The following is a 19,243-nucleotide window of genomic DNA, read 5'->3' on the forward strand; positions in this document are numbered from 1 at the left end:
TTAAATGACCGACTATAAAGCCACGCTAAACCTTCCGGACACCGCCTTCCCAATGAAGGCCGGCCTGCCACAGCGCGAACCGCAGATCCTGCAGCGCTGGGACAGTATTGGCCTGTACGGAAAGTTGCGCGAGATTGGCAAGGATCGTCCGAAATTCGTCCTGCACGACGGCCCTCCTTATGCCAACGGCACGATTCACATCGGTCATGCGCTGAACAAGATTCTCAAGGACATGATCATCCGCTCGAAAACCCTTTCGGGTTTCGACGCGCCTTATGTCCCGGGCTGGGACTGCCACGGCCTGCCGATTGAACACAAGGTCGAAGTGACCTACGGCAAGAACCTGGGCGCGGATAAAACCCGCGAGCTGTGCCGTGCCTACGCCACCGAGCAGATCGAAGGGCAGAAGTCCGAATTCATCCGCCTGGGTGTGTTGGGCGACTGGGCCAACCCGTACAAGACCATGAACTTCAAGAACGAGGCCGGTGAAATCCGTGCCTTGGCCGAAATCGTCAAGGGCGGTTTCGTGTTCAAGGGCCTCAAGCCCGTGAACTGGTGCTTCGATTGCGGCTCGGCCCTGGCTGAAGCCGAAGTCGAGTACGAAGACAAGAAGTCCTCGACCATCGACGTGGCCTTCCCGATCGCCGACGAAGCCAAACTGGCGCAAGCCTTCGGTCTGGCGAGCCTGGCCAAGCCAGCCTCCATCGTGATCTGGACCACCACCCCGTGGACCATCCCGGCCAACCAGGCGCTGAACGTGCACCCGGAATTCACCTACGCCCTGGTGGACGTCGGTGACAAACTGCTGGTGCTGGCTGAAGAGCTGGTGGAGGCGTGCCTGGCCCGCTATAACCTGCAAGGCTCGGTGATCGCGACCACTACCGGGTCCGCGCTGGAACTGATCAACTTCCGTCACCCGTTCTACGACCGTCTGTCGCCAATCTACCTGGCCGAGTACGTTGAACTGGGCGCCGGCACCGGCGTGGTTCACTGCTCGCCTGCCTATGGCGTAGACGACTTCGTGATCTGCAAGCAGTACGGCCTGGTCAACGACGACATCATCAATCCCGTGCAAAGCAACGGCGTGTACGTGCCGTCCCTGGAATTCTTCGGTGGCCAGTTCATCTTCAAGGCCAACCCGGCGATCGTCGACAAGCTGGCGGAAGTCGGTGCGCTGCTGCACACCGAAACCATCACCCACAGCTACATGCACTGCTGGCGTCACAAGACCCCGCTGATCTACCGCGCCACTGCGCAGTGGTTTATCGGTATGGACAAAGAGCCGACCAGCGGCGAAACCCTGCGCAAGCGTGCGATCAAGGCGATCGAAGACACCAAGTTCGTTCCGGCGTGGGGCCAGGCGCGCCTGCACTCGATGATCGCCAACCGTCCGGACTGGTGCATCTCCCGCCAGCGCAACTGGGGCGTGCCGATTCCGTTCTTCCTGAACAAGGAAAGCGGCGAGTTGCACCCACGTACCGTCGAGCTGATGGAAGAGGTTGCCCAGCGCGTTGAACAAGAGGGCATCGAAGCCTGGTTCAAGCTGGACGCCGCCGAGCTGCTGGGCGACGAAGCGCCGCTGTACGACAAGATCAGCGACACCCTCGACGTCTGGTTCGACTCGGGTACCACCCACTGGCACGTACTGCGCGGCTCGCACCCGATGGGCCATGAGACCGGCCCGCGTGCCGACCTGTACCTGGAAGGTTCGGACCAACACCGTGGCTGGTTCCACTCCTCGTTGCTGACCGGTTGCGCGATCGACGATCACGCCCCGTACCGCGAGCTGCTGACCCACGGTTTCACCGTCGACGAGAACGGTCGCAAGATGTCCAAGTCCCTGGGCAACGTGATCGCGCCGCAAAAGGTCAACGACACCCTGGGCGCCGACATCATGCGCCTGTGGGTTGCCTCTACCGATTATTCGGGCGAGATGGCCGTTTCCGAGCAGATCCTGCAGCGCAGCGCCGATGCCTACCGCCGGATCCGTAATACCGCACGCTTCATGCTGTCGAACCTGACCGGTTTCAACCCGGCCACCGACATCCTGCCGGCCGAGGAAATGCTCGCCCTGGACCGTTGGGCTGTGGACCGTACCCTGTTGCTGCAGCGCGAGCTGCAAGAGCACTACGGCGAATACCGCTTCTGGAACGTCTACTCGAAGATCCACAACTTCTGCGTGCAGGAGCTGGGTGGTTTCTACCTCGACATCATCAAGGACCGCCAGTACACCACCGGCGCCAACAGCAAGGCCCGCCGTTCGGCGCAGACCGCGCTGTACCACATCTCTGAAGCGCTGGTGCGCTGGATCGCCCCGATCCTGGCATTCACCGCCGACGAACTGTGGGAATACCTGCCGGGCGAGCGGAACGAGTCCGTGATGCTTAACACCTGGTACGAAGGCCTGACCGAATTGCCGGCCGACTTCGAGCTGGGCCGCGAGTACTGGGAAGGCGTAATGGCCGTCAAGGTTGCCGTGAACAAGGAGCTGGAAGTGCAGCGCGCGGCGAAGGCCGTTGGCGGCAACCTGCAGGCCGAAGTTACGCTGTTTGCCGAAGAAGGCCTGACTGCCGACCTGGCCAAGCTGAGCAACGAACTGCGCTTCGTCCTGATCACCTCGACCGCCAGCCTGGCGCCGTTTGCCCAGGCGCCTGCAGACGCAGTCGCGACCGAAGTCCCGGGTCTCAAGCTCAAGGTGGTCAAGTCGTCCTTCGCCAAGTGCGCCCGTTGCTGGCACTGCCGTGAAGATGTCGGCGTGAACCCCGAGCATCCGGAAATCTGCGGTCGCTGTGTCGACAACATCTCTGGCGCTGGCGAGGTTCGTCACTATGCCTGAAGCCAGTCGTTTTGGACGCCTGGGCTTGCTCGTGTTGAGCGTGCTGGTGCTGGTCATTGACCAGCTCAGCAAGGCTCACTTCGAAGGCGCCCTGGAGATGTACCAGCAGATCGTGGTGATTCCCGACTACTTCAGCTGGACCCTGGCCTACAACACCGGCGCTGCGTTCAGCTTCCTGGCTGACAGCTCCGGCTGGCAGCGCTGGCTGTTTGCCCTGATCGCCGTGGTGGTCAGTGCCGTGCTGGTAGTCTGGCTCAAGCGCCTGGGGCGTAACGACACCTGGCTGGCCGTTGCGTTGGCGCTGGTGCTGGGTGGCGCATTGGGCAACCTGTACGACCGCATTGCCCTGGGCCATGTGATCGACTTTATTCTGGTGCATTGGCAGAACCGCTGGTACTTCCCGGCGTTCAACTTTGCCGACAGCGCCATCACCGTCGGTGCAATCATGCTGGCGTTGGATATGTTCAAAAGCAAGAAAACCGGAGAGACCGTTCATGACTGAACAGGTATTGGCTGAGCAACGCATTGGCCAGAACACGGAAGTCACCTTGCATTTCGCATTGCGCCTGGAGAATGGCGACACGGTCGACAGCACGTTCGACAAGGCCCCGGCGACCTTCAAGGTCGGCGACGGCAACCTGCTGCCGGGTTTCGAAGCGGCACTGTTCGGTTTCAAGGCCGGCGACAAGCGCAACCTGCAGATCCTGCCGGAAAACGCCTTTGGCCAGCCCAACCCGCAAAACGTGCAGATCATCCCGCGTTCGCAGTTCCAGGACATGGAGCTGTCGGAAGGCTTGCTGGTGATCTTCAACGATGCGGCGAATACCGAGCTGCCGGGTGTGGTGAAAGCCTTTGATGACGCGCAAGTGACCATCGACTTCAACCACCCGTTGGCCGGGAAAACCTTGACCTTTGATGTTGAAATCATCGACGTTAAAGCGCTGTAACTAACGAAATCGGCCTACTGCAGGGGCGAGCTTGTTGGGACTGCTTCGCAGCCCAGCGGGAGCAAGCGCCCTCGCCACACAAGCTCGATCCTACAGGGCAAGACACGAGGCACAGCATGCAAATCAAACTCGCCAACCCCCGTGGCTTCTGCGCCGGCGTGGACCGGGCGATTGAAATCGTCAACCGCGCCCTGGAAGTTTTCGGGCCGCCGATTTACGTGCGCCATGAAGTCGTCCACAACAAGTTTGTGGTCGAAGACCTGCGCAGCCGCGGGGCCATCTTCGTTGAAGAACTGGACCAGGTGCCGGACGACGTTATCGTCATCTTCAGCGCTCACGGCGTTTCCCAGGCGGTACGCACCGAAGCAGCAGGCCGTGGCCTGAAAGTGTTCGACGCCACCTGCCCGCTGGTGACCAAGGTGCATATCGAGGTCGCGCGCTACAGCCGTGATGGTCGTGAATGCATCCTGATCGGCCACGCCGGTCACCCGGAAGTCGAAGGCACCATGGGCCAGTACGATGGCAGCAATGGTGGGGCGATCTACCTGGTGGAAGACGAAAAAGACGTCGCTGCATTGCAGGTGCACAACCCTGAAAAGCTGGCTTTCGTTACCCAGACCACCTTGTCCATGGACGACACCAGCCGCGTCATCGATGCCTTGCGCTCGCGCTTCCCGGCCATCGGCGGCCCACGCAAGGATGACATCTGCTACGCCACTCAGAACCGCCAGGATGCGGTCAAGCAATTGGCCGACGAATGCGATGTTGTGCTGGTGGTGGGGAGCCCCAACAGCTCCAACTCCAACCGCCTGCGCGAACTGGCCGAGCGCATGGCCACCCCGGCCTACCTGATCGATGGTGCCGAAGACATGCAGCGCAGCTGGTTCGACGGTGTCGAACGCATTGGCATCACTGCCGGAGCCTCGGCCCCGGAAGTCCTGGTGCGTGGCGTTATTCAGCAACTGCAGGCCTGGGGCGCCACGGGCGCTGATGAACTGGCTGGCCGTGAAGAGAACATCACTTTCTCCATGCCCAAGGAGCTGCGGGTTCGTTCGCTGCTCTGAGGCCCAGAGTGCCGGCATAGCCCCGGCACAAAGCCTGCTCGGTCTTGTTACTGCGCAGGCTGATACGCCCGCTGGCGGCCAGCACTATTTGATACAGGCTCAGTTGCTGGTCCGTCGCACACACGTGGACGGTGCCGGCGCTGAATGCCCCTGCTGACAGCAGCGGTTCACCCAGGCTGCTGAAGCGTATCTGGGTTCTCACCGGCGTATTCCCCACAATCGGTATCTGCCCACTGTCCTGGCGCTCCAGCAGCACCGGGTTTTTGTCGTCCAGATGGCCGCGACCGTTCAGGTCCAGTATCACCCTCCAACCCCGGCTCCAGTCATCGTCCAATGCATGGATAACCACCGTGCGATTGCGTGCGATGGCTTCTGTGCGGGCATGACGCAGTCCGCCGGCAAGGGATTCGGCGGCGCTCTGGCGTCGTTGCGACTCGAGCAGTCCCTTGAGGCTCGGCACTGCCAGATTGGCCAGGATGCCGCTCAGGAACAGGCCGAGTATCAGTTCAATCAGCGAGAAACCTCGTTGTTTCATGGGCCGTCCCTCCGTGGACGCGGTGTGCTTTTTCAGTCGGTGCCGGATGGCAGACATAGTTATAGCGCCCAGTCCGACGGGTCGAATGGTGGCCATTCTGTCCAAAGTATTTCGCTTTGTTCCGGGGGGCAGCGCTCAGGCAATACCGGCGCTAGTCTTGCGTCGCACAGCAGGTTTGCGCTGCTTTCTGATGACCTTCGACATGGATGGCGATGGTAATGAACGCTTTCCCCGTAACGCCCCACCCGCAACCGACCCAGGCCGGAATGACGCTGATCGAGGTCCTGGTATCTGTGCTGATCCTCGCTGTCGGCCTGCTAGGGGCGGCAGTCATTCAGCTCAATGCATTGAAATATACCGACAGTTCCAGGATGACCAGTCAGGCCAGTTTCATTGCCTACGACATGCTCGACCGGATCCGCGCCAATTCGGGTGCTGATTACTCCTGGGGCCAGGGTGAACGCGCGCCCTCCAGCACCTCGGTCGCGAGTGTGCGTGATCTGGACCTGCACGACTTTGAAGCGAATATCGTCGGGTTCGCCGGGGAAAGCGCCAAGGGGGCGGTTGCGGTCAATCAGCGAGAAGTGACCATCAGCATCAGTTGGGACGACTCCCGTGGAGCGAAGGCTCAAGGCACCCGGGAAACATTCACCCTGACCAGCCGGGTTGCAGTCGACCCGAGGGTGTTGCCATGAGAGGTCCAGTGTGCGGTTTCAGCCTGGTGGAGATGCTGCTGGCATTGGCCCTCAGCCTGATGTTGATCCTGGGGGTGACCCAGATTGCACTCAGCTCCCGAACCACTTATGCCAGCCAGAGTGCGGCTTCGCTGTTGCAGGATGATGCACGGTTCGCCCTTGGCAAGCTGATTCAGGAAATACGCCAGGCGGGCATGTTTGGCTGCTTGTCCGCTGCATCAATCAGCAACGCTCCCGCAGGTTTTGATCGTCCCATTGGATGGAGTACCACCGGCAGTTCCCGGTCCCTGACGCTGGTGACCGCCGACGTCGGGGAGGGTGGCAGCAAGCCGGACTGGACGGTGCTTTCCGATTGCACCGGCTCTGCCCACGCCTATGTTGGAAGCCCGCCGGCAGCGACGCCCGGGCAAATCCACTTCCCACTGCGCAAGCTGACCTACACCTTTGAGGGCGGACAGCTGAAGTTCAGTACGCTGGCGGCCCCGAGCAAAGCGGTGCTGGTGGATAACGTGGGGGCATTCGATATCAGTTTCGGCGTGGCCGACAAGCTTGGCTCAACGGTTGTCAGCCGATATGACCCCAACCCCGGCGATGAGTCGCTCATCCGCAGCGTGCGGATTCTGCTGACACTTCAGGATCCAAATGGGTTGGTGAAAGACCAGGCCTACAGCGTGGTCGCGGCACTACGTAATCGCCTGGAGTAGCGTGCCCATGGGTTATTACCTCTCCCGTTCGAGGCAGGCAGGCATGGTTTTGCTGATCAGCCTGGTATTCCTGCTGCTGTTGGCACTCCTCGGATTGTCTTCGATGCAGGGAGCAATCTCGCAAGAAAAAATTACCGGCAGCCTTCGGCAGCGCAACCAGTCGTTTCAGCAGGCCGAAAGCGGCCTCAGGCTTGGCGAGTCTTTGGTGCAGGCGTCAGGTTTCGCCCTGCGCCCTTGCCACTCGACGGCTGCGTGCGCGCCACCTGCCGAATCGGTTTCGGTAGTGGGGCCGGGGACGAATCCCGTATCGACTGTGACCTGGATAGGGATGAAAGATGGCGTCTACGGTATTCAAAACCTGGGGCCGGGAACGGGTTTGGCTCAGCTCCCGGCAGAGGCCCAGGCCACGGTCTATCGCGTGACATCAGTGGGCGTCAGTGGGCACTCACGCTCCGTCCTGGAGTCTGTGTATGCCCGTGTGGGCAGTGGGCCCGGCGAGCGTTTTCGACGAATCATGTGGCGACAACTTCAATAGGTGAGCAGCACGATGGGCAAGGATTGCACAGGCTTCACCCTGATCGAATTACTGATCGCCGTGGCGATCGTCGGACTCCTGGCGGGCGTCGCCTATCCCGGGTATCTCAGCCATATGAAAAAGGTCTATCGCGCGGAAATTGCCGGGTTGCTGAGTGAGCAGGCACAGTACCTTGAGCGCTATTACGCGAGGAACGGCACTTTTATTGATGCGACTGGCGTCATCGCCGGCAATGATCGCTATAGAATCACCCCTGCATTGAACCCTCAGGATTTCGTTCTGCTTGCCACGCCGGCAATTGACTCGGTGATGGCGGGCGATCCCTGTGCCGCCTTCAGTCTGAGCAGTACCGGTGCGCGAAGCAATCCGGGAGCCGCGCCTGATATGACGCGCAAGGCGTGCTGGGGGCAATGATGAGGAAGCTGGACGATTGGGCGCCGGGCGTGCCTTTTTCTTTTTATCGGCTGGATCGAACAATGGCTAAGCAACAGCAAGTAGTGGTTGTGGGTGGTGGGGTAATCGGGTTGTTGACGGCGTTCAACCTGGCGACCCAAGGGCAAGCGGTTGTGTTGCTGGATCGTTCGGCGGTCGGTCAGGAGTCTTCCTGGGCCGGCGGCGGCATTGTCTCCCCGCTCTACCCGTGGCGCTACAGCCCGGCCGTGACGGCCCTGGCGCACTGGTCCCAGGATTTTTACCCGCAACTGGCAGAGCGTCTGTTCGCGGCTACTGGCATTGACCCGGAAGTTCACACCACCGGCCTGTATTGGCTGGACCTGGATGATGAAACCGAGGCGCTTGCCTGGGCAGCCCGCGAAGGGCGCCCGCTGAGCAAGGTGGATGTTTCAGCTGCCCATGACGCTGTGCCGGTGCTGGGTGCCGGGTTTTCCCAGGCGATCTATATGGCGGATGTGGCCAATGTGCGTAATCCGCGGTTGGTCAAATCCCTCAAGGCGGCCTTGTTGGCCCTGCCGGGCGTGACGATTCACGAGCAGTGTGCGGTTGATGGGTTTATTCAGCAGGGCGGCAAGGTTGTTGGGGTGAATACGGCGCTCGGGCCGATCCATGGCGATCAGGTAGTGCTGGCCGCCGGCGCCTGGAGCGGTGAGTTGCTGGGCCGCCTGGGGCTTGAGTTGCCCGTGGAGCCGGTCAAGGGGCAGATGATCTTGTACAAGTGTGCGTCGGACTTCTTGTCGTGCATGGTCCTGGCCAAGGGGCGTTATGCGATTCCTCGGCGGGATGGGCACATTCTGATTGGTAGCACGCTGGAGCACGAGGGGTTCGACAAGACGCCCACCGACTCTGCACTGGAAAGCCTGAAAGCCTCTGCCGTCGAGTTGATTCCGGCCCTGGCCGATGCCGAAGTGGTGGGGCATTGGGCCGGTTTGCGGCCCGGCTCGCCGGAGGGCATTCCGTATATTGGCAAGGTGCCAGGTTTCGACGGGCTGTGGCTCAACTGCGGGCATTACCGCAATGGCCTGGTGCTGGCGCCGGCGTCCTGCCAACTGTTTGCCGATTTGTTGCTGGGACATGAGCCGATCATTGATCCGGCCCCGTATGCGCCGGCAGGCCGAGTCAACGCTGGATAGATTTCGGCCCTTGCTCCAGATGCGCCTGGGTGCAATACCATTCCTGGCGCAGGCTCAAGGCTCGATCCTGTGGCAGGTGAAGGCCACAGTGGGCGCAACGAACCATCTGGATCGGGCCCTGTTCGCTGGGCCGCTGCTGTTTGGCGGCCGGACTTTTGAATTTGCGCCAAAACCATACCGCGGCAGCAATAACGGCGATCCAGAACAGTAGACGAACCATGGTGGGCAGCTTCTCGACAAGGAATCCCGCAGTTTAGCCAAGGACGTGATGGGCGCACAGCGCAATTATGCAGCGCAATAAAAAAGGGAGCTCCGAAGAGCTCCCTTTTCGCATCGCGGCGAACAATCAGTCAAAGATACCGAAAGTCATGTAGCTGAACCACGAGCGATCTTCGTTATTGCCCAGGGCTTGAGGCCCTTGCTCTTCGATGATGTCGCCGTTTTCGTCACGCGGCTTGAGGTCCGATGGAATCGAATCCTTGGCGTCCTGGTACTGCTTGATGATGTCCTGGTTGGCGCGGGTTTCGCCCGGCGGCAGCGGTGGACGGGACTCGATCAGGCCCAGGGTGTACTTGCTCAACCACGAGCGGTTGTCGGCTTCGGCAACCTGCGGTACGAACTGGCCGTCCTTCAGGCTTGGGTGGTCCGGGTAGTTGAGCTTCAGGGTTTCCAGGCTGGTGGCCGCCAGGGCGTCCAGGTGCAGGCGCTGGTAAGCCTCGGTCATCACGGCCAGGCCGTCACCCACCGATGGGGTTTCCTGGAAGTTTTCCACTACGTAACGGCCACGGTTGGCGGCAGCAACGTACGCCTGACGGGTCAGGTAGTAGTGGGCTACGTGGATTTCGTAGGAAGCCAGCAGGTTGCGCAGGTAGATCATGCGCTGCTTGGCGTCCGGCGCGTAGCGGCTGTTGGGGTAGCGGCTGGTGAGCTGGGCGAACTCGTTGTAGGAGTCGCGGGCAGCGCCCGGGTCACGCTTGGTCATGTCCAGCGGCAGGAAGCGCGCCAGCAGGCCAACGTCCTGGTCAAACGAGGTCAGGCCCTTGAGGTAGTAGGCGTAGTCCACGTTCGGGTGCTGAGGGTGCAGGCGGATAAAACGCTCGGCGGCGGACTTGGCAGCTTCCGGCTCGGCGTTCTTGTAGTTGGCGTAGATCAGCTCGAGCTGGGCCTGGTCGGCGTAACGCCCGAACGGATACCGCGACTCCAGTGCCTTCAGTTTTGCCGTGGCGCTGGTGTAGCTGTGGTTGTTCAGGTCGGTCTGAGCTTGTTGGTACAGCTCGACCTCGCTCAGGTTTTCGTCGACGACTTCCTTTGTTGACGAGCAAGCAGCAGTCATGGCGAGGATGGCGATCAGCAGCAGGTGTTTCACTTGCATGGCGGCTTGCGTCCCTATGACGGCCGCTGTCTTGGGCGGGGCCGTCCTGTTATGATGAGCGCCCCTTGGAAAGCCTCGGGGCAAAAGACGCCGTATTTAACCACAAGCGCGCAGCCGAAACCAAAGGCTGTGCCACGCCTAGTCTGAGCATGTCCGATAAAATTGAACTTCGCGCAGAGGTGCCGTCCGAATTGGGCGGCCAACGCCTCGATCAAGTCGCCGCACAATTATTCGCTGAGCACTCGCGCTCGCGCCTTTCCGCCTGGATCAAAGACGGCCGCCTGACTGTGGATGGAGCGGTTATCCGCCCGCGAGACATAGTCCATGGTGGTGCGATTCTTGAGCTGACTGCCGAGCAGGAAGCCCAGGGAGAATGGATCGCCCAGGACATTGAACTGGACATCGTCTATGAAGACGACGACATCCTGGTGATCAACAAACCTGCCGGCCTGGTGGTTCACCCGGCCGCCGGGCACGCTGATGGCACGCTGCTCAATGCCTTGTTGCACCACGTGCCGGACATCATCAATGTCCCGCGCTGCGGCATCGTGCACCGCCTGGACAAGGACACCACCGGCCTCATGGTGGTAGCCAAGACCATTCAGGCGCAGACGCAGCTGGTCACACAACTGCAGAGCCGCAGCGTCAGCCGGATCTACGAATGCATCGTGATCGGCGTGGTAACCGCCGGTGGCAAAATCAATGCCCCGATCGGCCGCCACGGCCAGCAGCGCCAGCGCATGGCGGTGATGGAAGGCGGCAAGCAAGCCGTCAGCCACTACCGCGTGCTTGAGCGTTTCCGCTCCCACACTCACGTGCGGGTAAAGCTGGAAACCGGTCGTACCCACCAGATTCGGGTGCACATGGCGCACATCAACTTCCCGTTGGTCGGAGATCCGGCCTACGGTGGGCGCTTCCGCATTCCGCCGGCGGCCAGTGCAACCATGGTTGATTCGCTGAAAACCTTCCCGCGCCAGGCGCTGCATGCACGCTTCCTGGAGCTGGATCATCCGACGAGCGGTAAACGGATGAGCTGGGAATCGCCACTCCCAGACGATTTTGTCTGGTTGTTGTCGCTGCTCAAGCAGGATCGCGAGGCGTTTATCGGATGAGTGACTGGCTGATTCCTGACTGGCCCGCGCCGGCCGGGGTGAAAGCCTGCGTTACCACCCGTGCGGGCGGCGTCAGCGTGGCGCCGTTCGACAGCCTAAATCTCGGCGATCATGTCGAGGACAGCCTCGAAGCCGTGCTCGAAAATCGCCGTCGTCTCTGCGCTGCCTTCAATATCCAGCCCGCCTGGTTGCGCCAGGTTCACGGTGTGGTTGTCGTTGAGGCGGATCCCGGCCGGACTGCCGAAGCCGATGGCAGTTGGACCAGCACTCCCGGCATCGCCTGCACTTCGATGACGGCTGATTGCCTGCCTGCCTTGTTTTGCAATCGCGCCGGTACCCGCGTCGCGGCAGCCCATGCCGGCTGGCGTGGCCTGGCCGCTGGCGTATTGGAAGCGACCGTTGAAAGCCTGGATACCGAGCCTGCCGACGTACTGGTGTGGCTGGGGCCGGCCATCGGTCCGCAAGCCTTTGAAGTTGGCCCGGAAGTGCGTGAAGCCTTTATGCAGCAACTTCCGGAAACGATTGAGGCGTTCGTGCCCAGTCAGAACCCGGGCAAGTTCATGGCCGACATTTACCAACTGGCTCGCCTGCGGCTTGCCGCCCGCGGCGTCACTGCCGTGTACGGTGGTGGCTTGTGCACCGTGACGGATCCCCGCTTCTATTCCTACCGTCGCAGCCCGCGCACCGGTCGGTTCGCCTCCCTTGTCTGGCTTGAACGCTAGACTCCTTTGACTTGGGTCAATCCTGACGCAAGTCAGCGGTCGCCCGCTTGAATCTTCCAGAATCCACCCCATCTATAAGGGTATCTGGCAGGTTTCTTCATTCAGGATGTGTTTGTTCATAGCTCCGGCCTGCTCAAAAGGAAGGTGACTAATGCGTATTGATCGTTTAACCAGCAAATTGCAGTTGGCTTTATCTGACGCCCAATCTTTGGCGGTTGGCCTGGATCATCCGGCCATCGAGCCTGCGCACTTGATGCAAGCGCTCCTGGAGCAGCAAGGCGGTTCTATCAAACCCTTGCTGATGCAGGTGGGCTTCGACGTCAACAGCCTGCGCAAGGAGTTGAGCAAAGAGCTCGACCAACTGCCGAAAATCCAAAACCCGACTGGCGACGTGAACATGTCCCAGGATCTGGCGCGTCTGCTTAACCAGGCGGATCGACTGGCGCAGCAAAAGGGTGACCAGTTCATCTCCAGTGAAGTGGTGCTGCTCGCCGCGATGGACGACAACAGCAAACTCGGCAAATTGTTGCTGGGCCAGGGCGTGAGCAAAAAAGCCCTGGAAAACGCCATCAACAACCTGCGCGGCGGCGAGGCGGTAAATGACCCTAACCACGAGGAGTCCCGCCAGGCCCTGGACAAATACACCGTCGACCTGACCAAGCGCGCCGAAGAAGGCAAGCTTGACCCGGTGATCGGTCGTGACGACGAAATTCGTCGCACCATCCAGGTCCTGCAGCGTCGCACCAAGAACAACCCGGTGCTGATCGGCGAACCTGGCGTGGGTAAAACCGCGATTGCCGAAGGCCTGGCCCAGCGCATCATTAATGGTGAAGTGCCGGACGGCCTTAAAGGCAAGCGCCTGCTATCCCTGGACATGGGGTCGCTGATTGCCGGCGCCAAGTTCCGTGGCGAGTTCGAAGAGCGCCTCAAATCCCTGCTGAACGAACTGTCGAAGCAGGAAGGGCAGATCATTCTGTTTATCGACGAACTGCACACCATGGTCGGCGCCGGTAAAGGCGAAGGCTCGATGGACGCGGGCAACATGCTCAAGCCGGCACTGGCGCGGGGCGAGTTGCATTGCGTGGGTGCGACCACGCTGAACGAATACCGCCAGTACATCGAGAAGGACGCGGCCCTTGAGCGTCGCTTCCAGAAAGTATTGGTGGAAGAACCGAGCGAAGAAGACACCATCGCGATCCTGCGTGGCTTGAAAGAGCGGTATGAGGTCCACCATAAAGTCGCGATCACCGACGGTGCGATCATCGCGGCGGCGAAATTGAGCCATCGCTACATCACTGATCGGCAGTTGCCGGACAAGGCCATCGACTTGATCGACGAAGCGGCCAGCCGCATTCGGATGGAGATCGATTCGAAGCCCGAAGTGCTGGACCGTCTGGATCGGCGCCTGATTCAGCTGAAAGTTGAATCCCAGGCCCTGAAGAAAGAAGAAGACGAGCCGGCGAAGAAACGCCTGGAAAAACTCCAGGAAGAAATTGTTCGCCTGGAACGCGAGTATTCGGACCTCGAAGAAATCTGGACCTCGGAAAAAGCCGAAGTGCAGGGTTCTGCGCAGATCCAGCAAAAGATCGAGCAGTCCCGTCAGGAACTGGAAGCAGCCCGCCGTAAAGGCGACCTGAACCGCATGGCCGAGTTGCAGTACGGGGTGATCCCGGACCTGGAGCGTAGCCTGCAGATGGTCGACCAGCACGGCAAGCCTGAGAACCAGCTGCTGCGCAGTAAGGTGACCGAGGAAGAAATCGCCGAAGTCGTCTCGAAGTGGACCGGTATCCCGGTGTCGAAAATGCTCGAAGGCGAGCGCGACAAGCTGCTGAAGATGGAAAGCCTGTTGCACCAGCGCGTCATCGGCCAGGAAGAGGCGGTGGTCGCGGTGTCCAACGCGGTGCGGCGTTCGCGGGCCGGGTTGTCCGACCCGAACCGTCCGAGCGGCTCGTTCATGTTCCTCGGCCCGACCGGCGTGGGCAAGACCGAGTTGTGCAAGGCCCTGGCCGAATTCCTCTTTGATACCGAAGAGGCGATGGTGCGGATCGATATGTCCGAGTTCATGGAGAAACATTCCGTGGCTCGCCTGATCGGGGCGCCACCAGGCTATGTAGGGTACGAGGAAGGCGGTTATCTGACCGAAGCGGTACGGCGCAAGCCTTACTCGGTGATCCTCCTGGACGAGGTCGAGAAGGCCCACCCGGATGTGTTCAACGTGTTGCTGCAAGTGCTGGAAGATGGCCGCCTGACGGACAGTCACGGGCGCACCGTGGACTTCCGCAATACGGTGATCGTGATGACCTCCAACCTGGGCTCGGTACAGATTCAGGAGCTGGTGGGTGATCGTGAGGCCCAGCGTGCAGCCGTAATGGACGCGCTGACCAGCCACTTCCGGCCGGAGTTCATCAACCGGGTCGACGAAGTGGTGATCTTCGAGCCTCTGGCGCGGGATCAGATCGCGGGCATTACCGAGATCCAGTTGGGCCGCCTGCGCAGCCGTCTGGCGGAGCGCGAGTTGTCCCTGGTGCTGAGCCGCGAGGCGTTGGACAAGCTGATCGCGGTTGGTTACGACCCGGTTTATGGCGCACGGCCGTTGAAACGTGCGATCCAGCGCTGGATCGAGAACCCGTTGGCGCAGCTGATCCTGTCGGGCAGCTTTATGCCGGGCACCAGCGTCGAGGCGACGGTGGAGAACGACGAAATCGTCTTCCACTAAGCCCAAGCGGTACTGCTATAAGAAGAGGCCCCGCATTGCGGGGCCTTTTTTTTCGATAGGGCGTTGAACTGTAAGGCAAAGGCTTGTAAAGTGCGCCCCGCAGCAACGTCAGCCCAACGGTTTCTTCTCCCCAAGGAGAAATCAGAAAGAAGCGCAAATCATTGTCTTAAAAGCAATTTAAAGGGTTGACAGGGGTTTTTAAGATTGTAGAATAGCGCGCCTCAGAGACACTAACGTAGCGATACGGAAGCGTCGAAGAGAAGGTAACATGCAACAACGTAACACTTTGAAATATGTAGTTCCGTGATAGCTCAGTCGGTAGAGCAAATGACTGTTAATCATTGGGTCCCAGGTTCGAGTCCTGGTCACGGAGCCAATTTCAAAACCGGGGTATAGCGCAGTCCGGTAGCGCGCCTGCTTTGGGAGCAGGATGTCAGGAGTTCGAATCCCCTTACCCCGACCATATTTGGGTCGTTAGCTCAGTTGGTAGAGCAGTTGGCTTTTAACCAATTGGTCGTAGGTTCGAATCCCACACGACCCACCATTTTTGAGACCAGTTAACGCTGGAATCGAATCTTAAGATCAGAGGCCAAAAGCGCTGATCGAAGAAGGCGACTGAGAGGTCGCCTTTTTTTTACCGGGGTATAGCGCAGTCCGGTAGCGCGCCTGCTTTGGGAGCAGGATGTCAGGAGTTCGAATCCCCTTACCCCGACCATATTAAAAATCCTCGTATCGAAAGATACGGGGATTTTTTTTGTGCGCGGAATCCTGTCCGCACCACAAAACAAATGTGGGAGCGGGCTTGCTCGCGAAAGCGGTGTGTCAGTCAGTGCATCTGGCACTGAACCACCGCTTTCGCGAGCAAGCCCGCTCCCACGCTAACCGAGTCCTATCCCGGAACGTGCTGTCAGTGCAGTTTCAGGCGCGGCTCGGTCCCTCGCCCGATCTTGCTCCCCAGCATCAGCATCGCCGTGCGGAAGAAGCCATACAGCGCCATCTGGTGCATGCGATACAGCGACACATAGAACATCCGCGCCAGCCAGCCTTCCAGCATCACGCTGCCCGTCAGGTTGCCCATCAAGTTACCCACCGCCGAGAAGCGCGACAGCGAGATCAGCGAGCCGTAGTCGGTGTACTTGTACGACGGCAGGTCCTTGCCCTCGATTCGCAGTTTCAGCGACTTGGCCAGCAACGATGCCTGCTGGTGAGCTGCCTGGGCCCGTGGCGGCACATTGCGATCGGTGCCGGGTTGCGGGCAGGCCGCGCAGTCACCAAAGGCGAAGATGTTCTCGTCGCGGGTGGTTTGCAGGGTCGGCAGCACTTGCAGTTGGTTGATACGGTTGGTTTCCAGGCCGTCGATGTCCTTGAGGAAGCCTGGCGCACGAATCCCGGCGGCCCAGACCTTGAGACTGGCCGGGATTACCTGGCCGCTGCTGGTGATCAGGGCGTCGGCCGTCACTTCACTCACGGCGGAGTTGGTCAGGACGGTCACCCCGAGTTTCTCCAGGGTTTTATGCACAGGCCCGCCGATCCGCTCCGGCAGGGCAGGCAACACCCGTGGGCCGGCTTCGATCAGGGTGATGTGCATGTTTTCCGGCTTGATCTTGTCCAGGCCATAGGCGGCCAGTTCATGTGCGGCGTTATGCAGCTCGGCGGCCAGCTCGACGCCGGTGGCGCCGGCGCCGACGATGGCGACGCTGATCTGCTCTACCACGTCCGTCTGCCCGGCATGGGCGCGCAGATAGTGATTGAGCAATTGCTGGTGGAAACGCTCAGCCTGCTTGCGGGTGTCGAGGAACAGGCAGTGTTGCGCCGCGCCTTCGGTGCCGAAGTCATTGGTGGTGCTGCCGACGGCGATCACCAGGCTGTCGTAGCCCAGCACGCGCGCGGGCACCAGTTCCCGGCCTTCTTCGTCGAGGGTGGCGGCCAGCTGGATTTTTTTCTGCTCGCGATCAAGCCCGCTCATGCGCCCCAGCTGGAACTCGAAGTGGTTCCATTTTGCTTGGGCAACATAATTGAGTTCGTCTTCCGAAGAGTTCAGCGAGCCGGCCGCCACCTCGTGGAGCAAGGGTTTCCAGATGTGGGTGAGGTTGGCATCCACCAGGGTGACGCTGGCGATGCCGCGCTTGCCCAGAGTCTTACCCAGGCGGGTAGCCAACTCCAGGCCGCCGGCGCCGCCGCCGACGATAATAATACGATGGGTCATGGGGATATCTCGCAAGGCTAAAGGAAATCGGTGCAGTTACCCGAGCGAGCGCCAGGCAGCTCATAGCGTCAGGTAACTCAAAAGGCGGCTCAGCAAACCCAGGCCGATCACTGCAACCAGCACCACGGCAAGGAGCAGCCAGGGCCGGAAAGGCTTGCGCTCGACTTGGTTCTGGGACAGTTGCAGGTACTCTTCGACATGCTGTTGGTCGTCGGGGTTCAGGCGGCTGGTCATAAAGGCCTCGTCAGGTAGACGTTGCTGAAGGGCGCCACGTTACAGTCGGGTGATTGGCGGCATTGCCTGAAGCATAGTCGCCAACCCGATCACAGGCTGATGCCCACATCGAACACTATGCTGCGCCCCAGATTGTTGCGCAAGAAGTCCGGTGCGTCCGGGTGCGCGAACAGTACGCGGGCGAAGGTCGGCCCCACGAGGGACAGCGAGCGCCAGCCCTGGCGCAGGTACTCGGTGGGAGGAGGGAAGTGACTGTTGAGGTCCAGTACTTCGCGCTTGAGGCTGGCGAAGGCGATGAGGTCCAGCTCCCCCAGGTCCATCCCGCGCTCTTTATAGTTGTGGGCCTTCTTGCGCAGGGTGGGCGCCAGGCGCAACAGGAATTCGTGGGCGGGAATGCGCCGGGGCTTTGCTTCTCGCCGAACCAGTTGGCTCAGGGAAAACGCGCTGCGCCGCCGCAGCAGTTCGTCGCGCCATTCATCGTTCAGGCGCCGGCCTTCATCGAGTACGAAAAACACTTCGAAACTGGCGTCGCGAAACAGCACGTCCGGCGGTTCTTGCCCGGCGGCGTGGAATTCTTCGGCGCGGTAGGGCACGTTCAAGCCTTGCAACAGGCGCTGGCAGACCCAACGCTCACGCTCCCATTTGCGGGCATTGGACAGGAACGCGTTGGCTTGTTCGGCCGCTACGGTGAGCAGGCGCAAATAATCTGAGTCATCCATGTCACCAGCTTAGCGTCCAAATGATGACCGCAGGAAGTCCTGCGTCAAAAGGTCGGTGTAGACTGGCCACTCGACAGTTTCCCGTGGCATGAGGAGTATGCAGTGAAGGGTTTTGTGGTGCTGTTCTTGAGTCTTTTGCCCGTGTGGGCCCACGCCGTCGAAGTGGGTGAGCGCGTTGCACCCTGGACGTTGCTTGATCAGTTCGACCAGGCCTACACCCTGGATGACCAGGCGCAAACCTTGCTCGTAGCGCGCAGCATGGACGCCGCCAAGATCGTCGATGCGGCGCTGCAAGGCCAGCCCAAGGGTTACCTGGAGGCTCGGCATGCGGTGTTTCTCGCCGATATCCAGCGCATGCCCCGGCTGATCGCGAAGATGTTCGCGGTGCCGGCGATGCAGGCCTACAACTATCGCGTCATGCTCGACCGCGATGCCCGTGTAAGCCCGCGCTATCCCGCACCTGTGGATAAAGTGCTGTGGCTGCAACTGGATCACGGAACGCTGGTGGCGCAGCACGAATACGATTCCGCCGCTGAACTGCGCGAGGCCCTGGAGCAGGTGCAGCCGTGATCAGCGCAGCGGTGTTGGCGCCGGAAACCCTCAGCATCGGCTGGCTGCTGTATGCGCCGGTGGTGATGTGGGCGCTCCTGCGTTCGCCGTGGGTCGAGCTGTTTGCCGACCGCCGACGCCAGCACTTGCTGTTCGGCACCGTATTCGCACTGTTCATGTTGTGGTTGGTGCGCCGGGATTTCGACACTGGGGTGTCCTACCACTTCATCGGCATGACCGCCGTGACCTTGTTGCTCGATTGGCCCCTGGCGATCGTCGGAGGCTTTGCCGCGCAAATCGGCCTGGTGTTGCTCGGCCGCCAGGACCTGGCCGCCGTGGGGATCAACGGCATGCTGCTGATCCTGTTGCCGGTGCTGGTCACCGAAGGATGTGCGCTGCTGGTGGAGCGGGCGAAGCCACGCAATCCCTTTGTGTATATCTTCTGTTCGGGCTTTTTCGCCGCCGCACTGTCGGCCTTGCTGTGCCTGCTGGCAGGCCTGGGGCTGCTGTGGTTCGATGGCCGTTTTGCGATGCCGGAATGGATCGAGGATTTTGTCGGCTACTTGTGGCTGATCATTTTCCCCGAGGCCTTTATCAACGGCATGGTGATCAGCGCCCTGGTGGTGTTCTGCCCCGAGTGGCTGGAGACATTCAACCGCACTCGCTACCTCTCGGCGCCCTGGAAGGATGACGATCCGCGGCCTTGATCCA

20 protein-coding genes and 4 tRNA genes are annotated in these 19,243 nt (G+C 60.6%); 18 read left to right on the forward strand and 6 right to left on the reverse strand.

Annotated features, from left to right (window positions below; all coding sequences use genetic code 11):
* Nucleotides 1-4: 4 nt before the first annotated feature.
* The 4 genes from ileS to ispH all read left to right on the forward strand — a co-directional run bounded on the left by ileS (nt 5) and on the right by ispH (nt 4,847).
* On the forward strand, nt 5-2,836 hold the full coding sequence (gene ileS, locus HX814_RS18935; protein ID WP_008432838.1) for an isoleucine--tRNA ligase: 2,832 nt from the start codon (nt 5-7) through the stop codon (nt 2,834-2,836).
* On the forward strand, nt 2,829-3,338 hold the full coding sequence (gene lspA / locus HX814_RS18940; RefSeq protein WP_003215877.1) for a signal peptidase II: 510 nt from the start codon (nt 2,829-2,831) through the stop codon (nt 3,336-3,338). Before ileS ends, lspA begins: the two co-directional genes overlap by 8 nt.
* A gap of 7 nt (nt 3,339-3,345) precedes the next feature.
* Nucleotides 3,346-3,783: an FKBP-type peptidyl-prolyl cis-trans isomerase gene (fkpB, locus tag HX814_RS18945; RefSeq protein WP_003215879.1), complete on the forward strand. Its 438-nt coding sequence runs from the start codon at nt 3,346-3,348 to the stop codon at nt 3,781-3,783.
* A gap of 116 nt (nt 3,784-3,899) precedes the next feature.
* Nucleotides 3,900-4,847 carry a 4-hydroxy-3-methylbut-2-enyl diphosphate reductase gene (gene ispH / locus HX814_RS18950; RefSeq protein WP_003215881.1) on the forward strand — a complete coding sequence of 316 codons (948 nt, stop codon included), beginning with the start codon at nt 3,900-3,902 and terminating at the stop codon, nt 4,845-4,847.
* On the opposite strand, the gene HX814_RS18955 is transcribed toward ispH, so the two are convergent.
* Complete coding sequence (locus HX814_RS18955; protein WP_177008709.1) at nt 4,801-5,382, reverse strand: GspH/FimT family pseudopilin; 582 nt, start codon at nt 5,380-5,382, stop codon at nt 4,801-4,803. The genes ispH and HX814_RS18955 overlap by 47 nt on opposite strands.
* Nucleotides 5,383-5,600: 218 nt before the next feature.
* On the opposite strand from HX814_RS18955, the gene pilV reads away from it, so the two are divergent.
* The 5 genes from pilV (at nt 5,601) to thiO (ending at nt 8,902) form a co-directional block, all read left to right on the forward strand.
* On the forward strand, nt 5,601-6,077 hold the full coding sequence (gene pilV / locus HX814_RS18960; protein WP_177008710.1) for a type IV pilus modification protein PilV: 477 nt from the start codon (nt 5,601-5,603) through the stop codon (nt 6,075-6,077).
* Nucleotides 6,074-6,781, forward strand: a complete 708-nt coding sequence (locus HX814_RS18965; RefSeq protein WP_177008711.1) for a PilW family protein — start codon at nt 6,074-6,076, stop codon at nt 6,779-6,781. The genes pilV and HX814_RS18965 overlap by 4 nt, the downstream gene beginning before the upstream one ends.
* A gap of 7 nt (nt 6,782-6,788) precedes the next feature.
* A complete protein-coding gene (locus HX814_RS18970; RefSeq protein WP_087695242.1) occupies nt 6,789-7,316 on the forward strand; it encodes a PilX N-terminal domain-containing pilus assembly protein in 528 nt (175 codons plus the stop codon).
* 12 nt (nt 7,317-7,328) lie between these two features.
* The gene (locus tag HX814_RS18975) at nt 7,329-7,730 is read left to right on the forward strand and encodes a type IV pilin protein (RefSeq protein WP_003215892.1); all 402 of its coding nucleotides are present in this window, start codon (nt 7,329-7,331) and stop codon (nt 7,728-7,730) included.
* Nucleotides 7,731-7,792: 62 nt separating this feature from the next.
* On the forward strand, nt 7,793-8,902 hold the full coding sequence (gene thiO / locus HX814_RS18980; RefSeq protein WP_008432849.1) for a glycine oxidase ThiO: 1,110 nt from the start codon (nt 7,793-7,795) through the stop codon (nt 8,900-8,902).
* Here the strand turns inward: thiO and HX814_RS18985 are convergent.
* Both HX814_RS18985 and HX814_RS18990 read right to left on the reverse strand, forming a co-directional pair.
* On the reverse strand, nt 8,889-9,122 hold the full coding sequence (locus HX814_RS18985; RefSeq protein WP_026078011.1) for a PP0621 family protein: 234 nt from the start codon (nt 9,120-9,122) through the stop codon (nt 8,889-8,891). The genes thiO and HX814_RS18985 overlap by 14 nt on opposite strands.
* A gap of 126 nt (nt 9,123-9,248) precedes the next feature.
* Nucleotides 9,249-10,274 carry an outer membrane protein assembly factor BamD gene (locus HX814_RS18990; RefSeq protein ID WP_008432851.1) on the reverse strand — a complete coding sequence of 342 codons (1,026 nt, stop codon included), beginning with the start codon at nt 10,272-10,274 and terminating at the stop codon, nt 9,249-9,251.
* 149 nt (nt 10,275-10,423) lie between these two features.
* Here HX814_RS18990 and rluD point away from each other — a divergent pair, with 149 nt between their 5' ends.
* The 7 genes from rluD (at nt 10,424) to HX814_RS19025 (ending at nt 15,539) form a co-directional block, all read left to right on the forward strand.
* Nucleotides 10,424-11,386: a 23S rRNA pseudouridine(1911/1915/1917) synthase RluD gene (gene rluD, locus HX814_RS18995; protein ID WP_003215899.1), complete on the forward strand. Its 963-nt coding sequence runs from the start codon at nt 10,424-10,426 to the stop codon at nt 11,384-11,386.
* On the forward strand, nt 11,383-12,108 hold the full coding sequence (pgeF, locus tag HX814_RS19000) for a peptidoglycan editing factor PgeF (protein WP_134327335.1): 726 nt from the start codon (nt 11,383-11,385) through the stop codon (nt 12,106-12,108). The genes rluD and pgeF overlap by 4 nt, the downstream gene beginning before the upstream one ends.
* 151 nt (nt 12,109-12,259) lie before the next feature.
* Nucleotides 12,260-14,824, forward strand: a complete 2,565-nt coding sequence (gene clpB, locus HX814_RS19005; RefSeq protein WP_003215904.1) for an ATP-dependent chaperone ClpB — start codon at nt 12,260-12,262, stop codon at nt 14,822-14,824.
* Nucleotides 14,825-15,124: 300 nt separating this feature from the next.
* Nucleotides 15,125-15,200 (forward strand) — tRNA-Asn (locus HX814_RS19010).
* Between the two features lie 10 nt (nt 15,201-15,210).
* Nucleotides 15,211-15,287, forward strand: a tRNA-Pro gene (locus HX814_RS19015).
* A 5-nt stretch (nt 15,288-15,292) separates the two neighbouring features.
* Nucleotides 15,293-15,368: transfer RNA gene (locus HX814_RS19020), tRNA-Lys, on the forward strand.
* A gap of 94 nt (nt 15,369-15,462) precedes the next feature.
* Nucleotides 15,463-15,539, forward strand: a tRNA-Pro gene (locus HX814_RS19025).
* Between the two features lie 192 nt (nt 15,540-15,731).
* Here HX814_RS19025 and HX814_RS19030 read toward each other — a convergent pair.
* The 3 genes from HX814_RS19030 to HX814_RS19040 form a co-directional block, all read right to left on the reverse strand.
* The gene (locus HX814_RS19030; protein WP_003215906.1) at nt 15,732-17,030 is read right to left on the reverse strand and encodes an NAD(P)/FAD-dependent oxidoreductase; all 1,299 of its coding nucleotides are present in this window, start codon (nt 17,028-17,030) and stop codon (nt 15,732-15,734) included.
* Between the two features lie 60 nt (nt 17,031-17,090).
* Nucleotides 17,091-17,264 (reverse strand): DUF3094 family protein, encoded by a 174-nt coding sequence (locus HX814_RS19035; RefSeq protein ID WP_010174986.1) that lies wholly within the window; start codon nt 17,262-17,264, stop codon nt 17,091-17,093.
* An 89-nt stretch (nt 17,265-17,353) separates the two neighbouring features.
* Nucleotides 17,354-17,983 (reverse strand): DUF1780 domain-containing protein, encoded by a 630-nt coding sequence (locus HX814_RS19040; RefSeq protein ID WP_008437312.1) that lies wholly within the window; start codon nt 17,981-17,983, stop codon nt 17,354-17,356.
* Between the two features lie 102 nt (nt 17,984-18,085).
* On the opposite strand from HX814_RS19040, the gene HX814_RS19045 reads away from it, so the two are divergent.
* Together HX814_RS19045 and HX814_RS19050 are read left to right on the forward strand one after the other, a co-directional pair.
* Nucleotides 18,086-18,553, forward strand: a complete 468-nt coding sequence (locus HX814_RS19045) for an FAD/FMN-containing dehydrogenase (protein WP_177008712.1) — start codon at nt 18,086-18,088, stop codon at nt 18,551-18,553.
* Complete coding sequence (locus tag HX814_RS19050) at nt 18,550-19,239, forward strand: energy-coupling factor ABC transporter permease (RefSeq protein WP_003215915.1); 690 nt, start codon at nt 18,550-18,552, stop codon at nt 19,237-19,239. Before HX814_RS19045 ends, HX814_RS19050 begins: the two co-directional genes overlap by 4 nt.
* The last annotated feature ends 4 nt before the right edge of the window (nt 19,240-19,243 follow it).

The organism is Pseudomonas sp. C8002 (assembly GCF_013385765.1).
Lineage (GTDB): Bacteria > Pseudomonadota > Gammaproteobacteria > Pseudomonadales > Pseudomonadaceae > Aquipseudomonas.

Coding starts and splice junctions, on each gene's coding strand:
- HX814_RS18965 (WP_177008711.1), top strand. CDS start 6,074: ATGAGAGGTCCAGTGTGCGGTTTCAGCCTGGTGGAGATGCTGCTGGCA.
- pgeF (WP_134327335.1), top strand. CDS start 11,383: ATGAGTGACTGGCTGATTCCTGACTGGCCCGCGCCGGCCGGGGTGAAA.
- pilV (WP_177008710.1), top strand. CDS start 5,601: ATGAACGCTTTCCCCGTAACGCCCCACCCGCAACCGACCCAGGCCGGA.
- thiO (WP_008432849.1), top strand. CDS start 7,793: ATGGCTAAGCAACAGCAAGTAGTGGTTGTGGGTGGTGGGGTAATCGGG.
- HX814_RS18975 (WP_003215892.1), top strand. CDS start 7,329: ATGGGCAAGGATTGCACAGGCTTCACCCTGATCGAATTACTGATCGCC.
- HX814_RS19030 (WP_003215906.1), bottom strand. CDS start 17,030: ATGACCCATCGTATTATTATCGTCGGCGGCGGCGCCGGCGGCCTGGAG.
- clpB (WP_003215904.1), top strand. CDS start 12,260: ATGCGTATTGATCGTTTAACCAGCAAATTGCAGTTGGCTTTATCTGAC.
- HX814_RS18990 (WP_008432851.1), bottom strand. CDS start 10,274: ATGCAAGTGAAACACCTGCTGCTGATCGCCATCCTCGCCATGACTGCT.
- ileS (WP_008432838.1), top strand. CDS start 5: ATGACCGACTATAAAGCCACGCTAAACCTTCCGGACACCGCCTTCCCA.
- rluD (WP_003215899.1), top strand. CDS start 10,424: ATGTCCGATAAAATTGAACTTCGCGCAGAGGTGCCGTCCGAATTGGGC.
- HX814_RS19035 (WP_010174986.1), bottom strand. CDS start 17,264: ATGACCAGCCGCCTGAACCCCGACGACCAACAGCATGTCGAAGAGTAC.
- HX814_RS18970 (WP_087695242.1), top strand. CDS start 6,789: ATGGGTTATTACCTCTCCCGTTCGAGGCAGGCAGGCATGGTTTTGCTG.
- HX814_RS19040 (WP_008437312.1), bottom strand. CDS start 17,983: ATGGATGACTCAGATTATTTGCGCCTGCTCACCGTAGCGGCCGAACAA.
- HX814_RS18955 (WP_177008709.1), bottom strand. CDS start 5,382: ATGAAACAACGAGGTTTCTCGCTGATTGAACTGATACTCGGCCTGTTC.
- HX814_RS18985 (WP_026078011.1), bottom strand. CDS start 9,122: ATGGTTCGTCTACTGTTCTGGATCGCCGTTATTGCTGCCGCGGTATGG.
- lspA (WP_003215877.1), top strand. CDS start 2,829: ATGCCTGAAGCCAGTCGTTTTGGACGCCTGGGCTTGCTCGTGTTGAGC.
- ispH (WP_003215881.1), top strand. CDS start 3,900: ATGCAAATCAAACTCGCCAACCCCCGTGGCTTCTGCGCCGGCGTGGAC.